27 protein-coding genes are annotated in these 25,490 nt (G+C 72.9%); 12 read left to right on the top strand and 15 right to left on the bottom strand.

The features are described 5' to 3' along the window. Positions 1 to 70 precede the first annotated feature (70 nt). The 3 genes from C3492_RS15440 (at position 71) to C3492_RS15450 (ending at position 2,278) form a co-directional block, all read left to right on the top strand. Positions 71 to 1,222: an acyl-CoA dehydrogenase family protein gene (locus tag C3492_RS15440; RefSeq protein WP_103812463.1), complete on the top strand. Its 1,152-nt coding sequence runs from the start codon at positions 71 to 73 to the stop codon at positions 1,220 to 1,222. 71 nt (positions 1,223 to 1,293) lie between these two features. Beyond that, positions 1,294 to 1,581, top strand: a complete 288-nt coding sequence (locus tag C3492_RS15445; protein WP_041665905.1) for a YiaA/YiaB family inner membrane protein — start codon at positions 1,294 to 1,296, stop codon at positions 1,579 to 1,581. A gap of 73 nt (positions 1,582 to 1,654) precedes the next feature. Beyond that, the gene (locus tag C3492_RS15450) at positions 1,655 to 2,278 is read left to right on the top strand and encodes a TetR/AcrR family transcriptional regulator (protein WP_103812340.1); all 624 of its coding nucleotides are present in this window, start codon (positions 1,655 to 1,657) and stop codon (positions 2,276 to 2,278) included. 9 nt (positions 2,279 to 2,287) lie between these two features. On the opposite strand, the gene C3492_RS15455 is transcribed toward C3492_RS15450, so the two are convergent. After that, entirely contained in the window at positions 2,288 to 2,749 is a 462-nt protein-coding gene (locus C3492_RS15455) for a MaoC family dehydratase (protein ID WP_103812341.1), read from the bottom strand. A gap of 104 nt (positions 2,750 to 2,853) precedes the next feature. Here C3492_RS15455 and soxR point away from each other — a divergent pair, with 104 nt between their 5' ends. After that, complete coding sequence (gene soxR / locus C3492_RS15460; RefSeq protein ID WP_103812342.1) at positions 2,854 to 3,312, top strand: redox-sensitive transcriptional activator SoxR; 459 nt, start codon at positions 2,854 to 2,856, stop codon at positions 3,310 to 3,312. A gap of 48 nt (positions 3,313 to 3,360) precedes the next feature. On the opposite strand, the gene C3492_RS15465 is transcribed toward soxR, so the two are convergent. Beyond that, positions 3,361 to 4,047 carry an alpha/beta fold hydrolase gene (locus C3492_RS15465; protein ID WP_103812343.1) on the bottom strand — a complete coding sequence of 229 codons (687 nt, stop codon included), beginning with the start codon at positions 4,045 to 4,047 and terminating at the stop codon, positions 3,361 to 3,363. A gap of 116 nt (positions 4,048 to 4,163) precedes the next feature. Here C3492_RS15465 and C3492_RS15470 point away from each other — a divergent pair, with 116 nt between their 5' ends. Next, entirely contained in the window at positions 4,164 to 5,126 is a 963-nt protein-coding gene (locus C3492_RS15470; protein ID WP_103812344.1) for a YafY family protein, read from the top strand. Positions 5,127 to 5,156: 30 nt separating this feature from the next. Here the strand turns inward: C3492_RS15470 and C3492_RS15475 are convergent, their stop codons facing one another. Both C3492_RS15475 and C3492_RS15480 read right to left on the bottom strand, forming a co-directional pair. After that, positions 5,157 to 5,942: a 3-keto-5-aminohexanoate cleavage protein gene (locus tag C3492_RS15475; protein ID WP_258055726.1), complete on the bottom strand. Its 786-nt coding sequence runs from the start codon at positions 5,940 to 5,942 to the stop codon at positions 5,157 to 5,159. An 86-nt stretch (positions 5,943 to 6,028) separates the two neighbouring features. Next, positions 6,029 to 6,631: a hypothetical protein gene (locus C3492_RS15480; RefSeq protein WP_103812345.1), complete on the bottom strand. Its 603-nt coding sequence runs from the start codon at positions 6,629 to 6,631 to the stop codon at positions 6,029 to 6,031. A 207-nt stretch (positions 6,632 to 6,838) separates the two neighbouring features. On the opposite strand from C3492_RS15480, the gene C3492_RS15485 reads away from it, so the two are divergent. Continuing rightward, positions 6,839 to 9,628, top strand: coding sequence for a penicillin acylase family protein (locus tag C3492_RS15485; RefSeq protein ID WP_103812346.1), 2,790 nt, complete (start codon positions 6,839 to 6,841; stop codon positions 9,626 to 9,628). A gap of 18 nt (positions 9,629 to 9,646) precedes the next feature. On the opposite strand, the gene C3492_RS15490 is transcribed toward C3492_RS15485, so the two are convergent. Together C3492_RS15490 and C3492_RS15495 are read right to left on the bottom strand one after the other, a co-directional pair. After that, entirely contained in the window at positions 9,647 to 10,948 is a 1,302-nt protein-coding gene (locus C3492_RS15490) for a serine-threonine protein kinase (RefSeq protein ID WP_181140381.1), read from the bottom strand. Positions 10,949 to 10,980: 32 nt separating this feature from the next. Beyond that, the gene (locus C3492_RS15495) at positions 10,981 to 12,201 is read right to left on the bottom strand and encodes an exo-beta-N-acetylmuramidase NamZ domain-containing protein (protein WP_103812348.1); all 1,221 of its coding nucleotides are present in this window, start codon (positions 12,199 to 12,201) and stop codon (positions 10,981 to 10,983) included. Between the two features lie 157 nt (positions 12,202 to 12,358). Between C3492_RS15495 and C3492_RS15500 the strand changes: the two genes are divergently transcribed. The 3 genes from C3492_RS15500 to C3492_RS15510 are packed head-to-tail and all read left to right on the top strand — an operon-like array spanning position 12,359 to position 15,409. Next, positions 12,359 to 13,132: an SDR family oxidoreductase gene (locus C3492_RS15500; protein ID WP_181140382.1), complete on the top strand. Its 774-nt coding sequence runs from the start codon at positions 12,359 to 12,361 to the stop codon at positions 13,130 to 13,132. Next, complete coding sequence (locus C3492_RS15505) at positions 13,129 to 14,790, top strand: class I adenylate-forming enzyme family protein (protein WP_103812465.1); 1,662 nt, start codon at positions 13,129 to 13,131, stop codon at positions 14,788 to 14,790. Before C3492_RS15500 ends, C3492_RS15505 begins: the two co-directional genes overlap by 4 nt. A gap of 25 nt (positions 14,791 to 14,815) precedes the next feature. Continuing rightward, the gene (locus C3492_RS15510; RefSeq protein WP_041665058.1) at positions 14,816 to 15,409 is read left to right on the top strand and encodes a TetR/AcrR family transcriptional regulator; all 594 of its coding nucleotides are present in this window, start codon (positions 14,816 to 14,818) and stop codon (positions 15,407 to 15,409) included. 35 nt (positions 15,410 to 15,444) lie between these two features. Here the strand turns inward: C3492_RS15510 and C3492_RS15515 are convergent, their stop codons facing one another. From C3492_RS15515 to C3492_RS15545, 7 genes are all read right to left on the bottom strand, one after another. Continuing rightward, a complete protein-coding gene (locus tag C3492_RS15515) occupies positions 15,445 to 16,668 on the bottom strand; it encodes an acyl-CoA dehydrogenase family protein (RefSeq protein WP_103812349.1) in 1,224 nt (407 codons plus the stop codon). Between the two features lie 5 nt (positions 16,669 to 16,673). Continuing rightward, on the bottom strand, positions 16,674 to 17,696 hold the full coding sequence (locus C3492_RS15520) for a phosphotransferase family protein (protein ID WP_103812350.1): 1,023 nt from the start codon (positions 17,694 to 17,696) through the stop codon (positions 16,674 to 16,676). Positions 17,697 to 17,863: 167 nt separating this feature from the next. Continuing rightward, a complete protein-coding gene (locus tag C3492_RS15525; RefSeq protein WP_103812351.1) occupies positions 17,864 to 18,163 on the bottom strand; it encodes a hypothetical protein in 300 nt (99 codons plus the stop codon). 188 nt (positions 18,164 to 18,351) lie between these two features. Further along, positions 18,352 to 18,681 (bottom strand): DUF202 domain-containing protein, encoded by a 330-nt coding sequence (locus C3492_RS15530; protein WP_103812352.1) that lies wholly within the window; start codon positions 18,679 to 18,681, stop codon positions 18,352 to 18,354. Then, positions 18,678 to 19,070, bottom strand: a complete 393-nt coding sequence (locus C3492_RS15535; protein WP_103812353.1) for a YidH family protein — start codon at positions 19,068 to 19,070, stop codon at positions 18,678 to 18,680. The genes C3492_RS15530 and C3492_RS15535 overlap by 4 nt, the downstream gene beginning before the upstream one ends. Before the next feature lie 21 nt (positions 19,071 to 19,091). Then, on the bottom strand, positions 19,092 to 19,607 hold the full coding sequence (locus tag C3492_RS15540; RefSeq protein ID WP_103812354.1) for an NUDIX domain-containing protein: 516 nt from the start codon (positions 19,605 to 19,607) through the stop codon (positions 19,092 to 19,094). A 333-nt stretch (positions 19,608 to 19,940) separates the two neighbouring features. Then, on the bottom strand, positions 19,941 to 20,837 hold the full coding sequence (locus C3492_RS15545) for a DMT family transporter (RefSeq protein WP_103812466.1): 897 nt from the start codon (positions 20,835 to 20,837) through the stop codon (positions 19,941 to 19,943). Between the two features lie 395 nt (positions 20,838 to 21,232). Here C3492_RS15545 and C3492_RS15550 point away from each other — a divergent pair, with 395 nt between their 5' ends. From C3492_RS15550 to C3492_RS15560, 3 genes are all read left to right on the top strand, one after another. Continuing rightward, positions 21,233 to 22,207: a hypothetical protein gene (locus C3492_RS15550; protein ID WP_103812355.1), complete on the top strand. Its 975-nt coding sequence runs from the start codon at positions 21,233 to 21,235 to the stop codon at positions 22,205 to 22,207. Positions 22,208 to 22,325: 118 nt separating this feature from the next. After that, entirely contained in the window at positions 22,326 to 23,066 is a 741-nt protein-coding gene (locus C3492_RS15555; protein WP_103812356.1) for a molybdopterin-dependent oxidoreductase, read from the top strand. After that, complete coding sequence (locus tag C3492_RS15560) at positions 23,050 to 23,676, top strand: cytochrome b/b6 domain-containing protein (protein ID WP_103812357.1); 627 nt, start codon at positions 23,050 to 23,052, stop codon at positions 23,674 to 23,676. The genes C3492_RS15555 and C3492_RS15560 overlap by 17 nt, the downstream gene beginning before the upstream one ends. Before the next feature lie 12 nt (positions 23,677 to 23,688). Here C3492_RS15560 and C3492_RS15565 read toward each other — a convergent pair whose 3' ends face one another. Then, positions 23,689 to 24,708, bottom strand: coding sequence for an L-idonate 5-dehydrogenase (locus C3492_RS15565; RefSeq protein WP_103812467.1), 1,020 nt, complete (start codon positions 24,706 to 24,708; stop codon positions 23,689 to 23,691). Positions 24,709 to 24,722: 14 nt separating this feature from the next. After that, a complete protein-coding gene (locus C3492_RS15570; protein ID WP_103812358.1) occupies positions 24,723 to 25,484 on the bottom strand; it encodes an SDR family oxidoreductase in 762 nt (253 codons plus the stop codon). Positions 25,485 to 25,490 lie beyond the last annotated feature (6 nt).

Below are 25,490 nucleotides of genomic sequence, written 5' to 3' on the forward strand. Positions count from 1 at the left end.
GACTGGAAACTAGCAGTGCTAATTTAAATGTCCGGCTTTCAAGATCCATGGTGACAGAGGTGATCTCATGGTGAGCCTGGGGCTCAGCGAGGAGCAGACGGCCGTACGACGGCTCGCCCGGGACTTCGTGGAGCGCGAGATCGCCCCGCACGTGGTCGCCTGGGACCGCGCCGAGGAGGTCGACCGGGGCATCGTGAAGAAGCTCGGCGAGGTCGGCTTCCTCGGCCTGACCGTGCCCGAGGAGTACGGCGGCTCCGGCGGCGATCACCTCGCCTACTGCCTGGTCACCGAGGAGCTGGGGCGCGGCGACTCCTCGGTCCGCGGGATCGTCTCCGTCTCCCTGGGGCTCGTCGCCAAGACGATCGCCGCCTGGGGGAGCGAGGAGCAGAAGCGGCGCTGGCTCCCGGGCCTGACCGCGGGCGAGTACGTCGGCTGCTTCGGCCTCACCGAGCCCGGCACCGGCTCCGACGCCGGCAACCTCACCACCCGGGCCGTGCGCGACGGCGACGACTACGTCGTGAACGGCACCAAGATGTTCATCACCAACGGCACCTGGGCGGATGTCGTCCTGCTCTTCGCCCGCTCCACCGACGCCCCCGGCCACAAGGGCGTGTCCGCCTTCCTCGTGCCCACCGACACCCCCGGCCTGACCCGCCGTACCGTCCACGGCAAGCTCGGCCTGCGCGGCCAGGCCACCGCCGAACTCGTCCTCCAGGACGTGCGGGTGCCCGCCTCGGCGATGCTCGGGGCGGAGGGCAAGGGCTTCTCCGTCGCCATGTCCGCGCTCGCCAAGGGGCGGATGTCGGTGGCCGCCGGCTGTGTCGGGATAGCCCAGGCCGCGCTGGACGCGGCCGTGAAGTACGCCGGTGAGCGGGAGCAGTTCGGCAAGCCGATCGCCCGCCACCAACTGGTGCAGGAGCTGATCAGCGACATCGCCGTCGACGTGGACGCGGCCCGGCTGCTGACCTGGCGGGTCGCCGACCTCATCGACCGCGGCGAGCCGTTCGCCGTGGAGTCCTCCAAGGCCAAGCTGTTCGCCTCCGAGGCCGCGGTGCGCGCCGCCAACAACGCCCTCCAGGTCTTCGGCGGCTACGGCTACATCGACGAGTACCCGGCCGGCAAGCTCCTGCGCGACGCCCGCGTGATGACCCTCTACGAGGGCACCAGCCAGATCCAGAAGCTGCTCATCGGCCGCTCCCTGACCGGGGTCTCGGCCTTCTGAGTACCTGCCGCCGCCGGTTCTGAGTATCCCGGCGGATGTGGCGCGGGCCACGTCCGCCGATGCTGGGACCCATGAGTGACACACCGGTCAAGCAGCAGAGCACGGCCGCGTTCTACGGGCAGGCCGTCGCCTCCTTCGCGGTCGCCATGGCGGCCACCGCCATCGGCATCGCCCGGCTCGACGCCAGCGCCTGGGTCCGCGGCTTCCTGGCGATCGCCGTCCTGTACCTCGTCACCTCCGCCTTCACCCTCGCCAAGGTGATCCGGGACCGGCAGGAGGCCGGGCAGATCGTCAGCCGGGTCGACCAGGCCCGGCTGGAGAAGCTGCTCGCCGAGCACGACCCCTTCGAAAAGCTCTGAGCGGCTCCGCTAAGCGCCCGCTCACCGTCGGCGGTATGGTGGTGCTCCTGTCACCGAGAGGGGCGAGCGAGCGATGAGTACGGCGCAGGAGACGACCGGCGGCGAAGTGGAGCCGTGGGAAGAGGTCACCCCTGACGCGGCCCGGCGGCTGCTCGTCGCGGCCGTGGAGGCCTTCGCCGAGCGTGGCTACCACGCGACGACGACCCGTGACATCGCGGGCCGCGCCGGCATGAGCCCGGCCGCGCTCTACATCCACTACAAGACCAAGGAAGAGCTGCTCCACCGGATCAGCCGCATCGGCCACGACAAGGCCCTCGACATCCTGCGCACCGCGGCCCGGCGGGAGGGGACCGCGGCCGAGCGGCTGGCCGACGCGGTCAGCTCCTTCGTCCGCTGGCACGCGGGCCGCCGCACCACCGCGCGGGTCGTCCAGTACGAACTCGACGCCCTCGGCCCGGAGGCCCGCGCGGAGATCGTCGCGCTGCGCCGCCAGGTGGACGCGGAGGTGCGCGGGATCATCGAGGACGGCGTGGCCTCGGGCGAGTTCGACGTGCCGGACGTCCAGGGCACCACGCTCGCCGTGCTGTCGCTGTGCATCGACGTGGCCCGCTGGTTCAACGTGAACGGCCCGCGCACCCCCGAGGAGGTCGGCGCGCTCTACGCCGACCTCGTGCTGCGCATGGTCGGGGCCGGGTAGCCCCCTGGCCTACACGTAGTACCGGGACACCGACTCGGCGACGCACACCGGCTTGTCGCCGCCCTCGCGCTCCACGGTGAACGCGACCGTCACCTGCACACCACCGGTGACGTCCTCGACGCCGGTGATCCTGCCGGTGGCGCGCAGCCGGGAGCCGACGGGGACCGGGGCGGGGAAGCGGACCTTGTTCGTGCCGTAGTTGACGCCCATCTTCACGCCCTCGACCTGGATGAGCTGCGGCCCGAACAGCGGGAGCAGGGACAGGGTGAGGTAGCCGTGGGCGATGGTGGTCCCGAACGGTCCGGCGGCGGCCTTCTCCGGGTCCACGTGGATCCACTGGTGGTCCCCCGTCGCCTCGGCGAACAGGTCGATCCGCTTCTGGTCGATCTCCACCCAGTCGGTGGGGCCCAGCTCCTCGCCCACGGCCGCCCGCAGCTCGTCGGGGGAGGTGAAGGTCCTCGGTTCTGCCATGTTCCCGGCCTCTCGCTCGCGTCTCTAAGCAACTGCTTAGCATGGTCGGGCGGGCGGTCGATGTCAACGGACCACGGACCGGCGGGGTGGGTAATCTCTGGGGAGTGCCCCAGATTCCCGAGAAGATCCACGAGCTGACCGTCGGCCAGTTGTCCGCCCGCAGCGGAGCCGCGGTGTCCGCCCTGCACTTCTACGAGTCCAAGGGACTGATCACCAGCCGGCGGACCCCCGGCAACCAGCGCCGCTACAGCCGGGACACGCTGCGCCGGGTCGCCTTCGTCCGCGCGGCCCAGCGGGTGGGCATACCGCTCGCCACGATCCGGGAGGCCCTGGCCGAACTGCCGGAGGAACGGACACCGACCAGGGAGGACTGGGCGCGCCTGTCCGAGAAGTGGCGCTCGGAACTGGACGAGCGCATCCAGCAGCTGAACCGCCTGCGCGACCACCTCACCGACTGCATCGGATGCGGCTGCCTGTCGCTGGAGACGTGCGTGCTGTCCAACCCGGACGACGTGTTCGGCGCGCGGCTCACCGGATCACGGCTGATGGCGGAGCGGCGCTGAGGGGGCGAGAGCCGGACGGTGTCCCGCTCGTGCCCGGCGGTGCGCCCGTCAGACCGCGTCGGCCGCCGCGGCCAGGATCCGGGCCAGCTCCGCGGGCCGGGAGACCATGGGCCAGTGGCCCGCGTCGATGTCGGCGAAGTCGACGTGCTTGGCCCGGGCGAGCTCCGGGACGTCACCGCCGGCGATCCACTCCCGCGCCTGTGCGGGCGTGAACTCCGGGCACACGACCACGACCGGGACGTCGAAGCGCCGTTCGTCCGCCAGCCGCACCACGCCCTGGGTCACGGCAGCGGGTACGGGGATCGCGGCGGCCGCCAGTTCGCGCCTGGCCTCGTCGTCGAGATCCGCGATCTCCGGCCCCTCGAAGGGGCCCCAGCCCGGGAAGGGCACGACGCCGTCGCGCACCTCGAAGAAGTCGGCGTACGTATGGCCGTCGGAGAACGGGAAGCCGCCGATCAGGGCGACCCCGGCCAGCCGCTCCGGCCGCCGGTCGGCGGCCAGCCAGGCCAGTGTGCAGGCGGCGGAATGCCCCACCACCACGGGCTTGTCCGGCGCCGCGTCCACCGCGGCCAGCACCGCCGCCAGCTGGTCCTCCAGTGTGGCCGACGCCGAGCCGTCCCCCTGGCCCGGCAGGGTGAGCGGCACCGGTCGATGGCCGAGCGACTCCAGCGTGGACGCCACGCGGCCCCACACCGATCCGTCCAGCCACAGGCCGCCGATGAGCAGGATGTCCATGGTCGGTTCCCCTTCTCCCAGGTCGTGGAGGCCACCGTAGGAGGGGTTCCGGACGATCCACTGCCGGTTCGTCGCGCGACCACCGTGACACGGGCGGAGCGGACTAGCCTGCACGGGTGCCGAACGATCTCAGCCCCACCGCGCGAGCGCTGCGCGCCCTGGAGATCCTCCAGGCCCGCCCCGGTACGACGGCCGGTGAACTCGCCGTGCGGCTGGGCGTCACGGAGCGGGCCGCGCGCCGGTACGTCGGCATCCTCCGCGAGGCCGGCATCCCCGTGGAGTCGGCCCGGGGGCCGTACGGCGGGTACCGGCTGGGGCGCGGAACACGGCTGCCGCCCGTGCACTTCACGCAGTCCGAGGCCCTCGGACTGGTGATGGCGGTCCTCGCCGGGCGGCCGGCCGCGGCCGGTGCCGACGACCTGGTCGGCACCGCCCTGGGAAAGGTCGTCAAGGCGCTGCCGGAGAGCGTCGGTCGGCAGGCGGCCCTGCTGCGGGAGTACGCGGCGGCCGCGCCGGACCCGTACGCGGTGCGCCCGGACCCGGCCGTCACCAGCGAACTCGTCGCCGCCGTCGCGGCCCGGCGCCGGGTGTCGGTCGCCTACCGCGCCGAGGCCGGTGACGAGTGGGAGGCGGAGGTGGATCCCTGGTCCGTCGTCGTCCGTCACGGACGCTGGTACCTGCTGTGCCACTCCCACCGCGCGGGCGCGATCCGCACCTACCGGGTCGACCGGGTCCGCGCGGTCCGGCCGACCGCGCAACGGTTCGCACCGCCCGAGGACCTCGACCCGGTGGCGGTGCTGGAGGAGAACCTGGGCCTGGGATGGGTGTTCCCCACCCGCGTGGTGTTCGCCGCACCCCTCACCGAGGTGGCCCCCTGGATCCAGCCGCCCATGGGGCGGCTCGAACCCTCGGGGGACGGCTGTGTGCTGGTCGGCAGCACGCGCAACCCGGCCGCGTACGCGCAGGAGTGGCTGGCGCGCGTGCCGTTCGCCTTCCGTGTCGAGGGCGGGGAGGAACTGCGCGCCGCGGTCGCGGAGCTGGGGGCGCGCCTCACCGCGGCCGCCTCGGACCAGCCCTGACCGGGCCGGGGCGGTGCCCCGCGCCGTAGCTCACGACGGGGACGAACTCCCGTGTGCTCCGTCGCGGTTGCCGTCGCCGTCCGGGGCGCCCGCACCGCCTTCGGCCGTTGCGTACCGCGCCCGCGCCTCCGTCACCAACCGGGCGTTGGACAGGGCCCGTCGCCCGTCCGGAAGGAGCAGGGTGTCCTCCAGGCCGATCCGGGTGGCGAGGCCCAGCCGGCCCGCAAGCCGGAGCACCGGCCAGGTCCCGCCCTCCTCGCCGTGCAGCAGCACCGGCCGGCCGTGTGCCGTACCCAGCTCGGCCAGCAGCACCCGCGCCGACGCCTCGGCGGTGGCCGGGTCCGGGTCGGTCACCTCGGCCAGCACCCGCAGCACCCTCGGCCCGAGCGGCGAGGCCGCGAACCGGCGTACGCCCTCGGTGCCGGACCAGATGCCCGCCTCCACGGCCACACCGATCGACAGCAGGTGTCCGGCGACCTCCTCGGCGCCCGGCTCGTGCCAGTTGACCGAGGCGAAGTCGGGCAGCACCGACCAGGAGCGCACCCGGGCGAGCCGCGCGGACGGATCCGGCTCCGCCCAGGCGCCGGTGGTCACCCCGACCGGCACCCGCACCCGCGCCCGGATCGCCTCCAGGGCCGGGGCCAGGACGCGCGGGGAGAGACTGTCGTGGCCGCACGGCGTCTTCGGGTGGACGTGGACCGAGGTGGCACCGGCCGCCACCGCCTCGGCGGCGGAACGCGCCAGATCCTGAGGGGACATCGGCACGGCGACACCGTCGGCGGCCGTACGACGCCCGTTGAGACACACCTGCACCATGACTCGATGGTGCCGCACACCCGCGGCAGAGGGCGCGGCATCCCCTGCGCGCCCCCCGTCAGCACGCCCCTGGGAACGCCATCGGCTCAGGCCGACATCAGCACGCGTCCCCGGCGGGCGTACTCAAGAGCCCGCGGGCCGAGGACCGGACGCGGCACCAGGATGCCGCAGTCCGTGCAGACCGGGCCGGACGACGGCTCGTGGTCCAGGCCGTACTTCCACACCAGGCGCTCGCCGCCGCACACCGGGCACGACGAGCCCGGTTCCCGCTCCAGCGCGGCGATCAGCCGGCGCAGCACCACCGCCAGCGGCTCGTCGGGGTGCACCCGCGGGTCGTCGCACCAGGCGACCCCGAAGCCGCCCCAGGTCAGCCGGTGCCAGTCGTCCACACTGCCCGGCCGGCGCAGCCCGTCGTGCTTCTCCTTCCTGCGGCGTTCGGTGAAGTCGGTCTCGTAGGCGAGCCAGACGTCACGGGCTTCCTCCAACTCCTCCAGCGCGGCCACGAGCCGCGCCGGATCGGGGGAGCGGTCCTCGGGTCCGAACCCCGCCCGGGAGCACAGATGGTCCCAGGTCGCCCGATGCCCGTAAGGGGCGAACTTCTCCAGGCACTTGCGCAGCGAGTACCGCCGCAGCGCCAGATCACAGCCCGGATCGCGTACCTGTCTCGCCAGACTCCGGAAACCTGCCATCGCCCTGCACCTCCGTCACACCTGCACCTGTACTCCGGTCACTTCGGCGTCGTCGCACGGACGTCGTCGAATAGACGTATCGACAGGCGATTCGGCTCCATCTCTTCTCGGGATCTGTCTCCAGACTCCAGAAAGTGACGCATGTTCATCTTTAAAGCTGGGGATACCGGCGGTAACGTTCGGCCACCTCTGTCGCTAGGAGCTGCCATGCCACGGCGAACCCCACGTACCGCCCTTGACAGACTGAGAACGTCCCGCCGACTCTCCGGGTTCCTGAAGACCGCGTCCGTATGCGTCCTCGTCGCAGGTCTTCTCTCCCCCCTCACCCAGGCGGCGGTGGCGGCGGCCGACGCCACGGTCGCCAACGACTACTGCGGCGGCCAGTGTTCGGACATCCTGCCGCCCGGCGAGAACGGCAACGCGACGCTCGCCCAGATCCTGCTCAACCAGGTCTTCGGCACACAGCCCGCGCACGCCGAGGACCAGCTCGGCCCGTACGCCAACCTCGCCTCCGGCTACAAGGGCCTGACCGACACGACGATCAACAGCTTCTTCAACGACGCCTCGTTCGGTGTCCCCGCCGACCAGGTCGCCTCCACCGAGAAGCCGGCCGGCCGCGGTGACGTGACCATCGTCCGCGACAAGAAGACCGGTGTGCCGCACATCACGGGCACCACCCGCTACGGCACCGAGTTCGGCGCCGGATACGCGGCGGCCCAGGACCGGCTGTGGCTCATGGACGTCTTCCGGCACGTGGGCCGCGGCCAGCTGACCTCCTTCGCCGGCGGCGCACCTGCCAACCAGGGCCTTGAGCAGCAGTTCTACCGCAACGCGCCCTACACCGAGGCCGACCTCCAGGCGCAGATCGACAACGCGGTCGCGAAGAACGGCGCCCGCGGCCGGCAGGCACTCGCCGACGTCAAGGCCTATCTCGACGGCGTCAACTCCTACATCGACGCCTCCGACAGCGGCCGTTACTTCCCCGGCGAGTACGTCCTGACCGGCCACAAGGACTCGATCACCAACGCCGGCACCATCGAGCACTTCAAGGTCACCGACCTCGTGGCGCTCGCCTCCGTCATCGGCTCGCTGTTCGGCTCCGGCGGTGGCGGCGAGGTGAACAACGCGCTCTCCCTGCTCGCCGCCCAGGCCAGGTACGGCGTCGAGGAGGGCACCAAGGTCTGGGAGTCCTTCCGCGAACGCAACGACCCCGAGGCCGTCCTCACCGTCCACGACGGCCAGAGCTTCCCCTACGGCGCCAAGCCCGCCGACGCCCAGGGCGAGGCCCTGCCGGACGCCGGCTCGGTGACCCAGGAACCGCTGGTCCACGACCGTACCGGCAGCGCGGCCACCGCCGGCGCCACGGGCGCCTCGGCCTCCGCCGCGAAGACCGTCCTCGGCTCCGCCCGCCGCGGCATGTCCAACGCCCTCGTGGTCAGCGGCAAGTACACCGCCGGCGGCCACCCCATCGCCGTCTTCGGGCCGCAGACCGGCTACTTCGCCCCGCAGCTGCTCATGCTCCAGGAGATCCAGGGCCCGGGCATCAGCGCCCGCGGCGCCTCCTTCGCGGGCCTGAGCATGTACGTCGAACTCGGCCGTGGCCAGGACTACTCCTGGAGCGCCACCACCTCCGGCCAGGACATCATCGACACCTACGCGGTCGAGCTGTGCCAGGACGACTACCACTACCTGTACCACGGCACCTGCACGGCCATGGAGAAGATCGAGCAGAAGAACGCCTGGAAGCCGACGACCGCCGACGGCACGGCCGCGGGGTCGTACACCATGCGCGCGTGGCGCACCAAGTACGGTCCGGTGGAGTACCGGGCGACCATCGGTGGCAAGAAGGTCGCGTACACCACCCTGCGCTCCTCCTACCTGCACGAGGCCGACTCGATCATCGGCTTCCAGATGCTCAACGACCCCGACTACGTCAAGGGGCCGGAGGACTTCCAGAGCGCGGCGCAGCACATCAACTTCACCTTCAACTGGTTCTACGCCGACTCCCAGCACACCGCCTACTACAACAGCGGTGACAACCCCGTCCGGGCGAGCGGTGTCGACAGCGAGTTCCCGGTGTGGGCGCAGCCGGCCTACGAGTGGCGGAACTGGGACCCGGCCACCAACACCGCCGACTACACCCCGCCCTCCGCGCACCCCAACTCCGTCGACCAGGACTACTACATCTCCTGGAACAACAAGCAGGCCGAGGACTACGCGGCCGCGCCCTGGGGCAACGGCTCCGTGCACCGCGGCAACCTGCTGGACGACCGGGTGAGGAAGCTGGTCGCGGCCGGCGGGGTCACCCGGGCCAAGCTGGTGCAGGCCATGGCGGACGCGGGCCTCGCCGATCTGCGTGCCGAGGACGTGCTGCCGAAGCTGCTCAAGGTGGTCACCTCCTCGCCGGTGACCGACTCCACGGCCGCCGCGGCGGTGAGCAAGCTCCAGGCGTGGGTGACCGCCGGCGCCAAGCGCACCGAGACGTCGGCCGGTTCCAAGAAGTACGCCGACGCCGACGCGATCCGCATCCTGGACGCCTGGTGGCCGCTGTTGGTCAAGGCCGAGTTCGAGCCCGGTCTCGGCAGCGACCTCTACACCGCGGTCACCGGCAGCCTGCCGGTCGACGAGGCACCCTCCGCCGGTCACGGCCCGACCGGCTCGCACGCAGGCAGCTCCTTCCAGTACGGCTGGTGGTCCTACGTCGACAAGGACATCCGGACGGTGCTCGGGGAGTCCGTGCGGGGCGGCCTCGCCCGGAAGTACTGCGGCGGGGGCAGCCTCACCGCCTGCCGGGACACCCTGATCAGCACCCTGAAGCAGGCCGCCGGCCTGACCGCCGCCCAGGTCTACCCGGGCGACGACCAGTGCTCGGCGGGCGACCAGTGGTGTGCCGACTCGATCGTCCAGCGCACCCTGGGCGGCATCAAGCACGGCCGGATCAGCTGGCAGAACCGGCCGACCTTCCAGCAGGTCGTGGAGTACACCTCGCACCGCTGAGGTGCCACGGGCGGCGGGTCAGGCGATGCGGCCCGCCGCCAGTACCACCCGTGCCAGTTCGGGGTGCACGATGTCGCTGTGTGCCCCGGACGGCGGGCCCCCGCGCCGGACCACGGCCGCCGCGTCCACGTTCACGCACCCCGACCCGGGCAGCCGGCCACCGAGAGCCGCCGCCAGGTCGAGCCGTGCGGTACCCGGAACCGCCTGCACCCCGTCGTGCCCCAGGGCGCCCCAGCGCGGTCCCAGCACCGCCGCGATCTCGTTGCCCGCGCAGGCGCGGTCGTCCCCGGCGAGCCGGGAGGCCAGCGGGTAGAAGGTGCCGAGGGCCGCGTCGAAGTGCGAGTAGCAGCACACCAGCGGGCCGTCGACGCGCCCGTGGAGGCCCTTGAGCGCGCCCGACCGGTCCGGGGCGTGCGGCAGCCGGGCCGCGAACGCGTAGCGCGAGAACGCCCCCTGGAGCAGGGTCACCGATTTCACCGTGCGCACGCCGCCGTGCAGGCCGCGCAGCGCGAACGCCACCAGCCGGCCGCCGAAGCTGTGCCCGACCAGATGCACCCGCACCCCGGGCGCCGCCCCCGCCAACCGCCCCAGCAGCGGGCCGAGTCCCCGCTCACCGACCGTCCCGGCCCGCCGTTTCATCTGGTGGTACGTCGCCTGCCGCAGCAACTCCTTCGCGCCGTCCCACGGGTTCGGAAGGGCGAACCGGGCGGCGCCGCCGGACGCGTCGAGCGCGGCCAGGGCCTCGGCGAACTGCTCGCACGCGGTCACCGGGTCGTCGCTGAACACCGCCGGTCCGCCGTCCTCGTCCGTGTCGGCCACCACCCCCTGCCGGTCGTCGTCCAGCAGCAGCCGCACCAGCCGCCCGAACTCGGTCAGCCCCTCGGTGCCGCCCGGCCGGTCGTCCAGCATCCGGGCCAACTCGTCCAGCACGGTCGTCCGGCCCGGAAACGCCGCCGGCAGGGCGCGCCGGGTGTGCTTGTCCAGCGCCGGGCGCGGTGCCGCCTCCGCCTCCACGGCCGCCACGGACCTCGGGAAGTCCGGGATCGGCTCGTCGCTGAACCGCATCGACGGCCAGATCACGCCGACGTACCCCAGCCGGGCCTCCGGGGCCAGCTGCGGGACCGGCGCGAAGAAGCGGCGGTACAGCGCGGTCGCGCCCGAACGGTCGTTGTTCCAGCCGTGCGAGAAGACGATCAGGTCACGGACGCCGTGGTCCGTGACCTGCGTCAGCAGCCGGTCGCGTTCGGGGCCGTCGGCGTCCCCGTCGGCGTCGAAGGTCAGCTCCCAGTAGGGAGTCACATCCGTCCCAGGATCCGCCATGCCAGACCCCCACATCCCCGTGAGGAGGAGCGCTACTTGTACAGGAGATACCCCTTCCGGACCCGCCGGAACGCGGCCAGCTCCTCCTGCCACGCGCCCGTCACCTCGTCGGTGCCGGCGCCCGCGTCGATCATCGTGCGGACCTGGGCGGAACCGGTGAGCTTGTCGATCCAGTTGTCGGACCGCCAGGCGAAACCGCCCCACGCCTTCCTGGCGGTCACCAGCAGCGCGATTCCGGTGCGTACGGGGTCGTAGGCGGCCCGGTCGGTCACATGGATCTGCAGCCCGCCGACGGTCTTGCCCTGGAACTTGGAGAACGTGGGCGTGAAGTACGCCTCCCGGAACCGCACGCCCGGCAGGCCCGCCTCGTTCGCGGCGGCGGCCCAGCGGCCGTCGAGGCCCTCGGCACCGAGCAGTTCGAAGGGCCGGGTCGTCCCGCGCCCCTCGGAGAGGTTGGTGCCCTCGAACATGCAGGTCCCGGAGTACACCAACGCGGTGTCCGGCGTCGGCATGTTGGGGCTCGGCGGCACCCAGGGCAGACCGGAGGCGTCGTAGAACCCGGAGCGCTTCCAGCCCGACATGCGCACGGTCTCCAGCGGGACGGGTGTGGCCAGGAACTCCCCGTTGAACAGGCGGGCCAGCTCCGCCACCGTCATCCCGTGCGCCTGCGCGACCGGCTGCCGGCCGACGAAGGTGGCGAACTCCTTGTGCAGCACCGGGCCCTCGGCCTCACGTCCGGTCACCGGGTTCGGGCGGTCCAGCACGACGAACCGCTTGCCGGCGAGCTGGGCCGCCTCCATGCAGTCGTAGAGGGTCCAGATGTACGTGTAGAAGCGGGCGCCGACGTCCTGGATGTCGAAGACGACGGTGTCGACGCCGGAGGCGGTGAAGACGTCGGCGAGCGGGCGGCCGCTCTTCAGGTACGTGTCGTACACCGGGAGGCCGGTCGCGGGGTCGTCGTAGCGGCCCTCGGAGCCGCCCGCCTGCGCGGTGCCCCGGAAGCCGTGCTCGGGGCCGAAGACCGCCGTCAGCCTGACGCGGGGGTCCCGGTGCATGACGTCGACGATGTGCTCGGCGTCCCTGGTGATGCCGGTGGGGTTGGTGACGACACCCACCTTTTGGCCGGAGAGGAGTGAGTAACCGTCGGCCGCCAGTCTTTCGAAGCCGGTGCGGAGGCGTTCGTGGTGCGGGGGCGCCGGGGGAGTCGCCGACAGCGCGGCCGAGGCGAGCAGGTTTCTTCTGGAGAGGTGCATGGGGTCCTCCGGTCAGTGGGCACGTGCAGGCCGTCCTTGCTTGCTCGCGCAGTTCCCCGCGCCCCTAGAGGTTGGTGCAGTCACCCTTTCTTTTACACATACCGACCGGTTAGTCTGACGACCGCTGAGCCGAGTCGCACCGTGTCGAAGGAGACCGATGGTGGAAGCCGTGCAGGATGCGGGAGTGATCGTCACCGGAGCCGGCGGGGGGATCGGGGCGGCGTTGGCCCGGCGGTTCGCCGCCGAGGGGGCGCGGGTCGTGGTGAACGACCTGGACGCCGGGAAGGCCAAGGCGGTGGCCGAGGAGATCGGCGGGACCGCCGTGCCAGGTGACGCCTCCGCGATCGTCGCCGAGGCCCGCGACGCGCTCGGCGGCAGGGTGGACGTCTACTGCGCCAACGCGGGCGTCGCCTTCGAGGACGGCGACCTCGGCACCACCCTCGACGAGAGGACCTGGGCCACGTCGTGGGACGTGAACCTGATGGCCCACGTCCGGGCAGCGCACGCCCTGCTGCCCGACTGGCTGGAGCGGGGCCGCGGGCGGTTCGTCTCCACCGTCTCCGCCGCCGGGCTGCTCACCATGATCGGCGCGCCCTCCTACAGCGTGACCAAGCACGGCGCCTACGCCTTCGCCGAGTGGCTGTCGCTGACGTACCGGCACCGGGGAATCAAGGTCCACGCGATCTGCCCGCAGGGCGTCCGCACCGACATGCTGGCCGCCACCGGCAGCGCGGGCGACCTGGTGCTCCAGCCGACCGCGATCGCCCCCGAGGCCGTCGCCGACGCCCTGTTCCAGGGCATCGCGGAGGACCGCTTCCTGATCCTGCCGCACCCCGAGGTCGCCGGCTTCTACCAGGCGCGGGCCGGCGAGCCCGACCGCTGGCTCACCAACATGAACCACCTCCAGCAGAAGTGGGAGGCCGCCCGGTGACCGCCTCCCCGTACGCGGCCCGGCCCTGGCTCGCGCTGCTGACCGAGGCCCAGCGCACCCCGGTCGACCCCGCCGACTCGCTCGTGCACGCCCTGCGCGATGCCGTCGCCCAGGCCCCCGACCGTACCTTCCTCGCCTACTTCGACGCCCGGATCGGCTACCGGGAGGCCGACGAGCTGAGCGACGCCGTCGCCGCCCACCTCGTCGCGCGCGGTCTGGAGCGCGGCGACCGGGTGGCCGTCCTGCTGCAGAACTCCCCGCACTTCGTGCTCGCCGTGCTCGGCGCCTGGAAGGCGGGCGCGACCGTCGTCCCGGTCAACCCCATGTACAAGTCGGGGGAGGTGGCGCACGTCCTGCGGGACGGCGAGGTGGCCGCGCTGATCTGCTCCGACCGGGCCTGGGAGGCGTACCTGAGGGAGACGGCCGCCGGCTCGCCGGTGCGGATCGTGCTCACCGCCTGCGAACGGGACTTCCAGACCCGCGACGACCCGCGCGTGCTGGGCTTCGAGCGGCTGCCCCAGGCGCCGGACGCCGACGACCTGGTGGCCGTCGCCCGGCAGGGCGGCCGGGCCCCCGAGGGCCGTTCGCCGCGCCCGGACGACATCGCGCTGATCAGCTACACCTCGGGCACCAGCGGCACGCCCAAGGGCGCCACCAACACCCACGCGAACGTCATGCACAACGTCGAGCGGCAGGTCACCGGGCTCGGCCTGCCCGAGGCGCCCGTCTACTACGCGCTCGCGCCGCTGTTCCACATCACCGGCATGGTCTGCCAGTTCGGCGCCTGCCTGGCCGGCGCCGGCACCCTCGTGCTCACCTACCGCTTCGAGGCCGGCGTCGTCCTGGACGCCTTCGCCGAGCACCGCCCGCACTACACCGTCGGCCCCTCCACCGCCTACATGGCGCTCGCCGCCCGCCCCGAGGCCACCCGCGAGCACTTCGCCTCGTTCGTGAACCTGTCGTCGGGCGGCGCCCCCGTGCCGCCGGCCCTGGTGGAGGCGTTCCGGGAGCGCTTCGGGCCGTACATCCGCGTCGGCTACGGCCTCACCGAGTGCACCGCCCCCTGCGCCTCCGTCCCGCCCCACCTGGAAGCTCCCGTGGACCCGGTCTCCGGGACGCTCTCCGTGGGCCTGCCCGGCGCCGACACGGTCGTGCGCATCCTGGACGAGCACGGCGCGGAGGTGCCCCTCGGGCAGCCCGGCGAGATCGTCGTCCGGGGACCGCAGGTGGTGCCCGGGTACTGGCGGCGGCCGGACGCCACCGCCGAGACCTTTCCGGACGGCGAGCTGCGCACCGGCGACATCGGGTTCATGGACGAGCAGGGGTGGCTGTACGTCGTGGACCGCAAGAAGGACATGATCAACGCGTCCGGTTTCAAGGTGTGGCCGCGCGAGGTCGAGGACGTCCTCTACACCCACCCGGCGGTGCGCGAGGCGGCCGTCGTCGGTGTCCCCGACGGGTACCGTGGCGAGACCGTCAAGGCCTATGTCAGCCTCCGTCCGGGGGCCGAGGCGGACCCGGATGAACTCGCGGTGTACTGCAAGGAGAGACTGGCCGCCTACAAGTACCCGCGGCAGGTGGAGGTCCTGCCCGACTTGCCCAAGACGGCGAGTGGGAAGATCCTCCGGCGGGAACTGCGTTCCCGCGACAGCGAGTGACCTCATGGAAAGGCAGGTGGCGGCAGTGCCCAGGACGACGGACGGAGACGGGACGCCCGTCCCGCAGCGGCTGCTGGCCGCCGCCACCCGGCTCTTCGCCGAGCAGGGCTACGACCGCACCTCCGTGCAGGAGATCGTGGAGGCGGCCGGCGTCACCAAGGGGGCGCTGTACCACTACTTCGGCTCCAAGGACGACCTGCTGCACGAGGTGTACGCGCGCGTGCTGCGCCTCCAGCAGGAGCGGCTGGACACGTTCGCGAACGCCGACGAGCCGGTGGAGAAGCGGCTCAGGGACGCGGCGGCCGACGTCGTCGTCACCACGATCGAGAACCTCGACGACGCGATGATCTTCTTCCGGTCCATGCACCACCTGAGCCCGGAGAAGAACAAGCAGGTCCGCGCCGAGCGCCGGCGCTACCACGAGCGTTTCCGCGCGCTCGTGGAGGAGGGCCAGAAGGCGGGCGTCTTCTCCACGGCGACCCCGGCCGACCTGGTCGTGGACTACCACTTCGGCTCGGTCCACCACCTGTCGACGTGGTACCGGCCGGACGGCCCGATGGGCCCCCAGGAGGTGGCCGACCACCTGGCCGACCTGCTCCTGCGGGCCCTGCGGCCGTAGGGACCCCGGATGTACCCGAGGGGTACGGGGGAACCTCAGAGGTACTTCTTCAGCTCCCGGCGGGCCAGCGACCGCTGGTGGACCTCGTCCGGGCCGTCGGCGAGCATCAGCGTGCGGGCGCTCGCGTACAGCTCGGCCAGCGGGAAGTCCTGGCTCACCCCGCCCGCGCCGTGCAGCTGGATCGCCCGGTCCAGGATGCCGACCACCGCGCGCGGGGTGGCGATCTTGATGGCCTGGATCTCCGTGTGGGCGCCCTTGTTGCCGACGGTGTCCATCAGCCAGGCCGTCTTCAGCACCAGCAGCCGCAGCTGCTCGACGGTGACCCGGGCGTCGGCGATCCAGTTCTGGACCACCCCCTGCTGGGCCAGCGCCTTGCCGAACGCGGTACGGCTCACGGCCCGCCGGCACATCAGCTCGATCGCCCGCTCGGCCATCCCGATCAGCCGCATGCAGTGGTGGATCCGGCCGGGGCCGAGCCGGGCCTGGGCGATGGCGAAGCCGCCGCCCTCCTCGCCGACGAGGTTCGCCACGGGCACGCGCGCGTGGTCGAAGACGACTTCGGCGTGGCCGCCGTGCGAGTGGTCCTCGTAGCCGAAGACCTGCATCGCGCGCTTGACCGTGACACCGGGGGTGTCGCGCGGGACCAGGACCATGGACTGCTGGCGGCGGATGTCCGCCCCGTCCGGGTCCGTCTTGCCCATCACGATGAAGATCTTGCAGTCCGGGTTCATCGCCCCGGAGATGTACCACTTGCGGCCGGTGATGACGTACTCGTCCGTGCCGTCGGAGGCTCGTTCGATGTGCGTCGTGATGTTCGTGGCATCCGAGGACGCCACCTCCGGCTCGGTCATCGCGAACGCCGACCGGATATCACCCGCCAGCAGCGGCTCCAGCCACTGCTTCTTCTGCTCCTCGGTGCCGAACTGCGCCAGCACCTCCATGTTTCCCGTGTCGGGCGCGGCGCAGTTGGTCGCGATCGGCGCGAGGTGCGGGGAGCGGCCGGTGATCTCGGCGAGCGGCGCGTACTGGAGGTTGGTCAGCCCGGCGCCGTACTCGGCGTCCGGGAGGAAGAGGTTCCACAGACCCTGCCTGCGGGCCTCGGCCTTCAGTTCCTCGACAACGGCCGGCGTGTCCCAGGGCGAGGCGAGGGCGGCCCGCTGCTCCTCCGCGACCGCCTCGGCGGGGTACACGTACTCGTCCATGAAGGCGAGGAGCCTGGCGCGCAGCTCCTCGGTGCGCGCGTCGAACGCGAAGTCCATGCCGGTCAGCCTTCCTGAAGAGTGGTCAGTCCGTGGTGGATGAAGACGGGCACGAGGTCGCCGATGCGGTCGAAACCACGGCCGACCGTCTGGCCGAGCGTGTACCGGTAGTGGATGCCCTCCAGGATCACGGCGAGCTTGAACCAGGCGAACGCCGTGTACCAGGAGACGGCCGAGACGTCCCGGCCGGAGCGGGCGGCGTACCGCTCGACCAGCTCCCGCGGCTCGGGGTGCCCCGGCGCCTCGGCGGTGGTGGAGACGGGCGAGTCGGGCATCCCGAGCGGCAGGCTGTACATCACGAGCAGGCCCAGGTCGGTGAGCGGGTCGCCGAGCGTGGACATCTCCCAGTCGAGGATCGCCTTGATCCTGTCGTCGTCCCCGATGAGGACGTTGTCCAGGCGGTAGTCGCCGTGGACGACCGTCGGGGCGGGGGAGGCGGGCAGTTGGCGGCCGAGGGCGGCGTGCAGCTCGTCGATGCCCGCCAGCTCGCGGTTGCGGGAGGCGTCCAGCTGCTTGCCCCAGCGGCGCAGCTGGCGGTCCAGGAAGCCCTCCGGGCGGCCGAAGTCGGCGAGACCCACCTCGGCGGGGTCCACGGCGTGCAGCTCGACCAGCGTGTCCACCAGGGACAGCACCGCGTTCCGGGTGCGCTCCGCGCCGAGCGGGGCGAGCTGGTCGGCGGTGCGGTACGGCGTACCCTGAACGAACTCCATGACGTAGAAGGGCGCCCCGAGCACCTCCTCGTCCTCGCACAGCAGCAGCGGGCGCGGGACCGGCACCCGGGTCGGGTGCAGCGCGCTGATCACCCGGTGCTCGCGCCTCATGTCGTGCGCGGTGGCCAGCACATGCCCGAGCGGCGGCCGGCGGACGACCCACTGGGACGTGCCGTCCGAGAGCGCGTAGGTGAGGTTCGACCGTCCGCCCTCGATCAGCCGTCCGGTCAGGGGGCCGTTCACCAGGCCGGGGCGCTCGCGGTCGAGCAGGGCGCGCAGCCGGTCAAGGTCGAGACCGGGCGGGTGGTCGGCGCTCATTCATCACTCCTACGAACCGGCGAACAAGACTGGACTCATGATGCCGACCGGTCGGTATGCCGTCCAGTGCGCGGGGTGAAGATCGGGCGGAACGTGACCGGAGCCACGATAGGCCGACGGCCCCCCGGTGCGCTGCCCGGGAGCCGTCGGCCCTCGCCCGCGGTGGGTCAGTGGTCGTCCCAGTGGTCCCCGTGCTCGGCGTGCCGGTGCCCGTCGTGCAGATAGTCCACGTGGTCGCCGTGCGGCACCTGGGCGTGTCCGCACTCGTCGTGGTGCACGTGCTCATGGCCCTCGTGGACGGAGTGCCCGGCCGGCTCGCACTCGTCCCAGTGGCCCTCGTGCTCCCGGTGCAGATGGCCGTCGTGGACGTAGTCGACGTGGTCGCCGTGCGGCACGGCGTGGTGTCCGCAGTCCGGCCCGTGGCGGTGCGTCGTGTGCTCGGTGTGTTCCTGGTGGAGGGCGGTCATGGTGCTCACCTTCGGGGGGTACGGGATGCCTGACGTCCGCAGACTGCCACGCGAAAGCCGCGTATCGGGACATCCCGGTTGCGTGGCGCACGAGTACCCCGCAGAGCTGAGGACACCAAGGGCACCGGCTGCCGCCGCGGCGTCCCCGAGGACGAATGGCGTGCGGCGGGCAGGGAGTCGGGCCGGCCCTAGACCACCACCAGTACGGCCGCGCACACCGCCATCGCCACCGCGCACAGCACCGCCGCCGTCGCGTGGCGCGGGGCGAAGGCGGGCGGTGGGGTGCCGGCCGCCAGGGCGTGGATGCGGAGGTGGGCGACCCGGAGGAAGGCCAGGCACAGCCCGCAGCACAGCGCGCACAGGACGATCCCGGTGGCCGAGGCGCCGCCGTGCAGCGCCGTCCTCACGGCCAGTACGGCGGCCACCGCCGCCGACAGGGTCGTACGCCGCCAGGCCAGCCGGGTGCGCTCCGGCTGGAGCCCGGGGTCCCGCCCGGCGCCCGCCTCCCCGGCGCTCACCCCTCCCACCCCACCAGGACCACCAGCACCATCGCTACGGCCACCACCGCCACGACCAGGCTCAGCAGCGCGGGGAAGCGGGACGTGGGCAGGTCCTCGCCGCGGCGCATCGCGCGCTCGCAGCGCACCCAGTGGTTCACGGCGCGCAGGGAGCACAGGGCGCCGGCCGCGAGCAGGGCCAGCGCGAGCCCGACCCGCCAGGCCCAGCGCAGGTCCGGGAGGAACTGGTCCACCGCGAATCCGCCGCCGATCAGCGCGAGCGCGGTGCGCAGCCAGGCGAGGAAGGTGCGCTCGTTGGCCAGCGAGAACCGGTAGTCGGGAGTTCCGCCCTCGTCCCGCACCCGCTCCGGCGCGAACCACAGCCGGATGTTCCGCACGAATTCGCTCACGCGGCCGACCCTACCCGGCGGTCACCGGCCCGCCCGGAACGCCCGCAGCCGCTCGTAGGCCGCCAGCCCGTCCGGTACCCACTCCCACTCGCCGAGCCGCCGCTCGACCTCCTCCTCGGGCAGAAAGGCGTGCCACTGGACCTCCTCCGCCTGCGGTCGCACGGGCAGCTCGCAGCGCACCTCGTACACCGCCGACCACCAGGTGTTCCCGGCGCCGTCGTCGTAGAGGAACTTGAAGAGGAACTCCGGCCGGGGAAGGCCCGTCACGCCCAGCTCCTCCTCGGCCTCCCGCAGCGCCGCCTCGCCGTAGGACTCGCCCGCGCCGACGACCCCGCCGACGAACAGGTCGTACAGGGAGGGGAACACCAGTTTGGTCGCCGTGCGCCGGTGCACGAAGAGCCGGCCGGCCGCGTCCCGGGCCTCGATGAACACACAGCGGTGGCGCAGCCCTCGGGCATAGGCCTCGCCGCGCGGGCACTGGGCGACGACCCGGTCGTGCTCGTCGACGATGTCGAGGATCTCGTCAGCAGGATTCATGCCCGTCATCCAAGCAGGGCCGACTTGACCAGGCGGGGGCGCCTCGATCGGGCGCGGGGTCTCGTGCGGGCCGGTCGCCTGGTTCGGGCTCGGGCCGCCTCGTCCAAGCAGGGCTGCCCCGTCCGGGCAGGGCTGCCCCCGGCCGGGCAGGGCTGCCCCCGGCCGGGCAGGGTCGCCTGGTTCGGGCCGGGGTGTCCCGTGCGGGGGCCGGGTCGCCTGGTTCGGGCGGGGCCGTTTCGTGCGGGCAGGGCAGCCCCGCCCGGGCAGGCTGCCCCCCGGCCGGGCAAGGGGCGCCTGGTCCGGGCAGGGCCGCCCCGCCCGGGCGCGGCACGCTCAGCGGCGTTGGAGGTCCCGGGTGCCCGGTTCTGTCTCCGCAGTGCCGCACGGCATCGCGGGATGCAGTCCGAGCAGCACGATGCCCGCCACCACCGCCGCGAGCCCGGCCGCCTCCCCGGCCAGCGCCCCGGTGTCGGTGCGCAGCCGGTCGCCCATGAAGCCCACGCCGCACAGGATCCCGGCGAGCGGCTCGGCCGCCGTGAGCGCGGGCAGCGACATGCGCAGCGGGGCCGTCTCGAACGCGCTCTGCACCAGGACCAGGCCGGTGACCCCGCAGGCCACCACGCCGTACGGCTGCCAGCCGGTGAACAGTTCGGTGAGGCCGCCGTCGGAGAAGCGGGTGCCGCTCACCCGGGTCAGCGCGTCCTGGACGCCGTAGAGCAGCCCGGCCGCCAGGGCCAGCAGCACCGGGCCCCAGCTCAGCCGGGAGCGCTTGGCGTACGTCGTCAGGACCAGGGCCGCGCCCACCACCGCTCCGATGATCAGCCAGTGCCGCAGCGGATCGGTGACCGCCGTGCCGCCGCGCGGCTCGCCCGCGACGATGAACGCGCTCACCCCGCCCGCGAGCAGCAGCAGCCCCGCCCAGCCCTGGCGGCCGAGCGGTTGCCCGGTCTGGTGCCGGGAGAGGGCGAGGGCGAACAGCAGGTTGGTCGCGAGCAGCGGCTCGACCAGGGAGATCTCGCCCTTGCCGAGGGCGATCGCGCCGAGCACCATGCCGGCCACCATCAGCCCGAGACCGCCCAGCCAGCGTGGTATCCGCATGAGGTCGAGCAGCAGTCGGAAGGAGAGGAAGTCGCTGAGCGGGGCCTTCTGCGCCGCGTTCTGCTGGAGCACGAATCCGAAACCCAGACAGCAGGCCGCGCTCACGGCGAGAAGGAGAACCAGAACCGACACGCTGTGTACCTCGATCATCCGGCCGTACCACGGGCGGTAGTGGCCGACTGTAGCGCTCCCGGGACGGCATTGCCCCGGAAGTACCCGGAACCGGGCGGTTGACTCGTCGTGGTCCGGGGCCTGACTCGCCATGGTCCGGGGCCGGGACCCGCGGCGCCATGGCGTACGCCACAGAAGCCGGGGCGTGCGCCCGGAAACGGGATGGCATACGCCACAGGAACCTTCCCGGCCCGGGCTTCGAGCGACCCGGCCCACCTGCATCGGGACGATCAAGTTCCGTTGCCCGTAAGGAAGTTGAAGCTCGTACCATCACCGTTCCGCTTGACGCAAACCTTGGCTGAGGGTTTGCTGTGCGTGATCGGTCGATGGCAGCCCGAGAAACAGGAAGTCCCGCGGTGCCCCCTCTCCCGCCTCTGCTCGGCACTCGCCGGGCCCACACGGAACCGTCCGGCGAGACCGCCGAGGACGCCTCCGGGGCCTTCGACGCCGCCCTGGACGACGCGGAACTGCGCACCGCCCGGGCCGCGTTGGCCCAGGGCCGGCGGCAGGCCGCACGCTCCCTGCTGGTGCACACCGGCGATGACTGGGACCGCCGCGGCCACCGCCTCACCGCGCTCGCCCAGAACCCCTGCGCCGCCGCCTGGGCGAGCGACTGGCTGACCGCCGAGCCCGGCTCCGCCGACGCCACCACCCTGCTCGCCCTGGCCCTGGTGCACCGCGCCTTACGCGGCACGGAGAAACCCGGCCCGGCCCGCGAGGCCTGCGACACGGCCGCCGCGCTCGCCCCCGACGACCCCACCCCCTGGCTCGGCCGGCTGCTGCTCGCCCGCGCCCTCGGCCCGGAGCGCGAGGTGCTCGCGGCCTTCGCCGGACTGCGCCGCCGCCACCCCGAGCACCACCACGCCCACCACCTGCTGATCGCCCGCCTCGCCGAACGGCCCGCCGGCGGCCGGGCCGAGGCCCACGAGGTGTACGACCTCGCCGAGCTGGCCGCCGCCGAGGCCCCCGCCGACTCCCCGCTGGCCGTCCTGCCGGTCGTCGCCTACGCCGAGCGCTACCGGGTCCTGGCCGTTACCGGCCTCGCCCCCGCCGACCCGGCCGCCTCCGGGCACTGGTCCGGCCCGCGCGCCCGGCGCATCCTGCGCGCCTGCTTCGACTGGTGGCTGGAGTGGGAACACGACGAACACCCGCGCCGCCACGTCGACCTCAACCACCTCGCGTTCGCCCTGTCCTGCGCCGGCCGCCCGGCCGAGGCGGCGGCCCTCTTCCAGCGCATCGGCGCGCACGCCACCCCGGCGCCCTGGTCGTACGCGCACCCCGATCCCCTCGCGGCCTTCCACGCGGCCCGCGCCCGCGCGCTCGGGCACTGAGAGACCGGGGCCCGGACGCCGTACGCCGAGAAGTGACGCACGTAAGAAGTGATTACGGAAATCTGACCAGTGGCCCGATCGCCTGGCCCCGTGCGGCCCCGAGTGCTCGAATGAACACGTGAACTCTGAACAATCCGGCGGACAGGCACCTGAGCGGGACGGCCGGCCCATCGGCCGCCGGGTCTTCCTCGGCACCCTCGGCCTGGGCGCGCTCGGCGTGGTCGCGGCACCCGCGCTGCAACGCGGCGTCGAAGGGTTCCTCGGCGGTGTCGCCGGCAAGGACCCCACGGGCCTGACCGGTCTGCTGCCCAATGGCGGCGGCTTCCGCTACTACTCCGTCGCCGCGTCCGTGCCGCACAAGACCGCCGCCGACTACCGCCTCACCATCGACGGCCTGGTCGACCACCCGCGGGGCTACACCCTCGACGAGCTGCGCGCCCTGCCGCAGACCCGGCTGGTCAAGGACGTCCAGTGCGTCACCGGCTGGCGGGTCCCCGGCACTCCGTTCGAGGGCGTACGCCTGTCCCACCTGCTCGACGCCGCGGGCGTCCGCTCCTCCGCCAAGGCGCTCCGCTTCACCTGCTTCGACGGCACCTACACCGAGAGCCTCACCCTCGACCAGGCGCGCCGCCCGGACGTGCTGGTCGCCCTGCGCATGCAGGACGAGGACATCGGCCACGACCACGGCGGCCCGGTCCGCCTCTACGTCGCCCCCATGTACTTCTACAAGTCCGCCAAGTGGCTCTCCGGCATCACCGTCACCGACCGGGTGAAGCCGGGCTACTGGGAGGACCTCGGCTACGACGTCGACGCCTGGGTCGGCCGCTCGAACGGACGCGACGATGAGCCTACGAGCTGAGACCCCGGCCCCGCCGGGCACCCGCGTCCACCGCTTCACCCCCGCCGAACGCTGGGTGCACCGCGCGACGGCCGCGCTGATGGGCGTGTGCGTGGTGACCGCGGCCGTCCTCTACATCCCGCAACTGGCGGTCCTGGTCGGCCGCCGGGAACTGGTCGTCCGGGTGCACGAGTGCGCGGGGCTCGCGCTGCCCGCGCCGGTCCTGCTGGGCCTGGTCTCCCGCGCCTTCCGCGCCGACCTGCGCTTCCTCAACCGCTTCGGCCCGCACGACCGGGTCTGGCTGCGGGCCGCGCTGCGCCGCGACCGGCGTCACGGCTCGCGCCCCGCGGGCAAGTTCAACGCGGGCCAGAAGGTCTACGCCGCGTGGATCGCCGGCGCGACCCTGGTCATGCTCGGCACCGGCCTGATGATGTGGTTCACCCGTCTCACCCCGCTGATGTGGCGCACCTCGGCGACCTTCGTCCACGACTGGCTGGCCCTGACGATCGGCGTGGTCCTGGCCGGCCACATCGGCATGGCCCTGGGCGACCCGGAGGCGAGGCGGGGGCTGCGGACGGGAACGGTGAGCGAGCAGTGGGCGAACCGGGAACACCCGCTCTGGCGCCCGTAGCCCCTGTCCCGCTCAGAACTCCAACAGCACCTTGCACGACCGCCCCCGGTCGGCGGCCAGCGCGAACGCGGACTCCGCTGCTGCCACGGGGGCCACTGAACTGATCAGCCCGTCGAACTCGCCCCGGCCGGCGAGCAGTTCCAGCGCGTCGTCGAACTCGGCGTCGAACCGGAACGCGCCCCGCAGTTCGATCTCCCGGCTCACCACCAGGTTCCCCGCGAACGGCGTCCGCCCGGCCGGCAGCATCCCGAGCTGGACGACCACACCCCCGCGGCGCACCCGCCGCAGACAGGTGTCCAGGCCGGCGGCCACCCCCGACGCCTCCACGGCCACGTCCACCTCCGCCGGCCACCCGGGATCGTCCGGATCGTCGGCCCGCACCAGCGTGTCGGCACCGGCGACGGCCGCGTACCCCAGCGCCTCGGGCACCAGGTCGGTCACCGTCACCCGCGCCGCGCCCGCCGCCCTGGCCGCCGCGACGACCAGGCACCCGATCGGCCCGGCCCCGGTGACCAGCACATGACGTCCGGCCACCTCCCCGGCCCGCCGCACCGCGTGCAGCGCCACCGACAGCGGCTCGGCCAGCGCGGCCCGGCGCAGCCCGAGCCCGTCCGGCAGCGCCCTCAACTGGCCGGCGGGAACGGCCACTCGGCCGGCGAAACCGCCCTGCACATGCGGGAACCGCGCCGCACTGCCCAGATACCGGGTGTCGCGGCACACGTTCGCCCGTCCGCCGGCGCACTCCGGGCACGTCCCGCACGGCGTGGCCGGGTGCACGGCGACCGCCGTACCCGGAGCGGGACCGGTGGCCCCGGGGCCGTAGGACACCACCGTGCCGACCACCTCGTGCCCGAGCACCATCGGTTCGCGGAGCCGGAAGTCCCCGACCCCGCCGTGCCGCCAGTAGTGCAGATCGGACCCGCACACCCCGCCGTACCGGACCGCCACCAGCGCCTCGCCGGTCCCGGGCCGAGGCGGTGTCAGCTCCTCCACCCGCAGATCGCCGGCTCCGTGGATCACACACCCCAGCACGCCCGCCGCCCCTTTCACAGCACGCTCGTCATGCCGCCGTCGACGTACAGCACCTGCCCGCCGACGAAGTCCGCCGCGGGCGAGGCGAGGAAGAGCAGCCCGCCCACCAGGTCCTCGGTGCGGCCCCAGCGCCCGGCGGGGGTGCGGCGGCGCACCCACGCGCTGAACTCCTCGTCCTCGACGAGGGGCCGGGTCAACTCGGTCTCGATGTAGCCGGGGCCGAGGCCGTTGACCTGGACGCCGTACGGCCCCCAGTCGGCGCACATGCCCTTGGTGAGCATCTTCAGCGCGCCCTTGGTCGCCGCGTACGGCGCGATCCCGGGGCGGACCACCTCGCTCTGCAGCGAGCAGATGTTGATGATCTTGCCGTGACCGCGCGCCGTCATCCGCCGGGCGGCCTCCCGGCCGACGAGGAACGCGCTGGTGAGGTTGGTGTCCAGGATGCGGTGCCAGTCGGCGTCCGCGAACTCCAGCAGGGGGGCGCGCAGTTGCATGCCCGCGTTGTTGACGAGGATGTCGAGCGGGCCCACCCGCTCCTCGACGTCCGCGATCCCGGCGGCCACGGCCGGCCCGTCGGTCACGTCGAACACCGCCGTACGCACCGCACCGGGAAGGCCCGCCGCGGCCTCGGCCAGCCGAGCGGGGTCGCGCCCGTTGAGGACCACCGTGCAGCCGGCCTCGGCCAGGCCCCGGGCCAGCGCGAGGCCGATGCCCCGGCTGGACCCGGTGACCAGCGCCGTACGACCGCTGATGTCGAAGAGGGGGTGAGCCGTCACCGTCGT

The sequence above is a fragment of the Streptomyces sp. Ru62 genome (assembly GCF_002920615.1).
Taxonomy (GTDB): Bacteria; Actinomycetota; Actinomycetes; order Streptomycetales; family Streptomycetaceae; genus Streptomyces.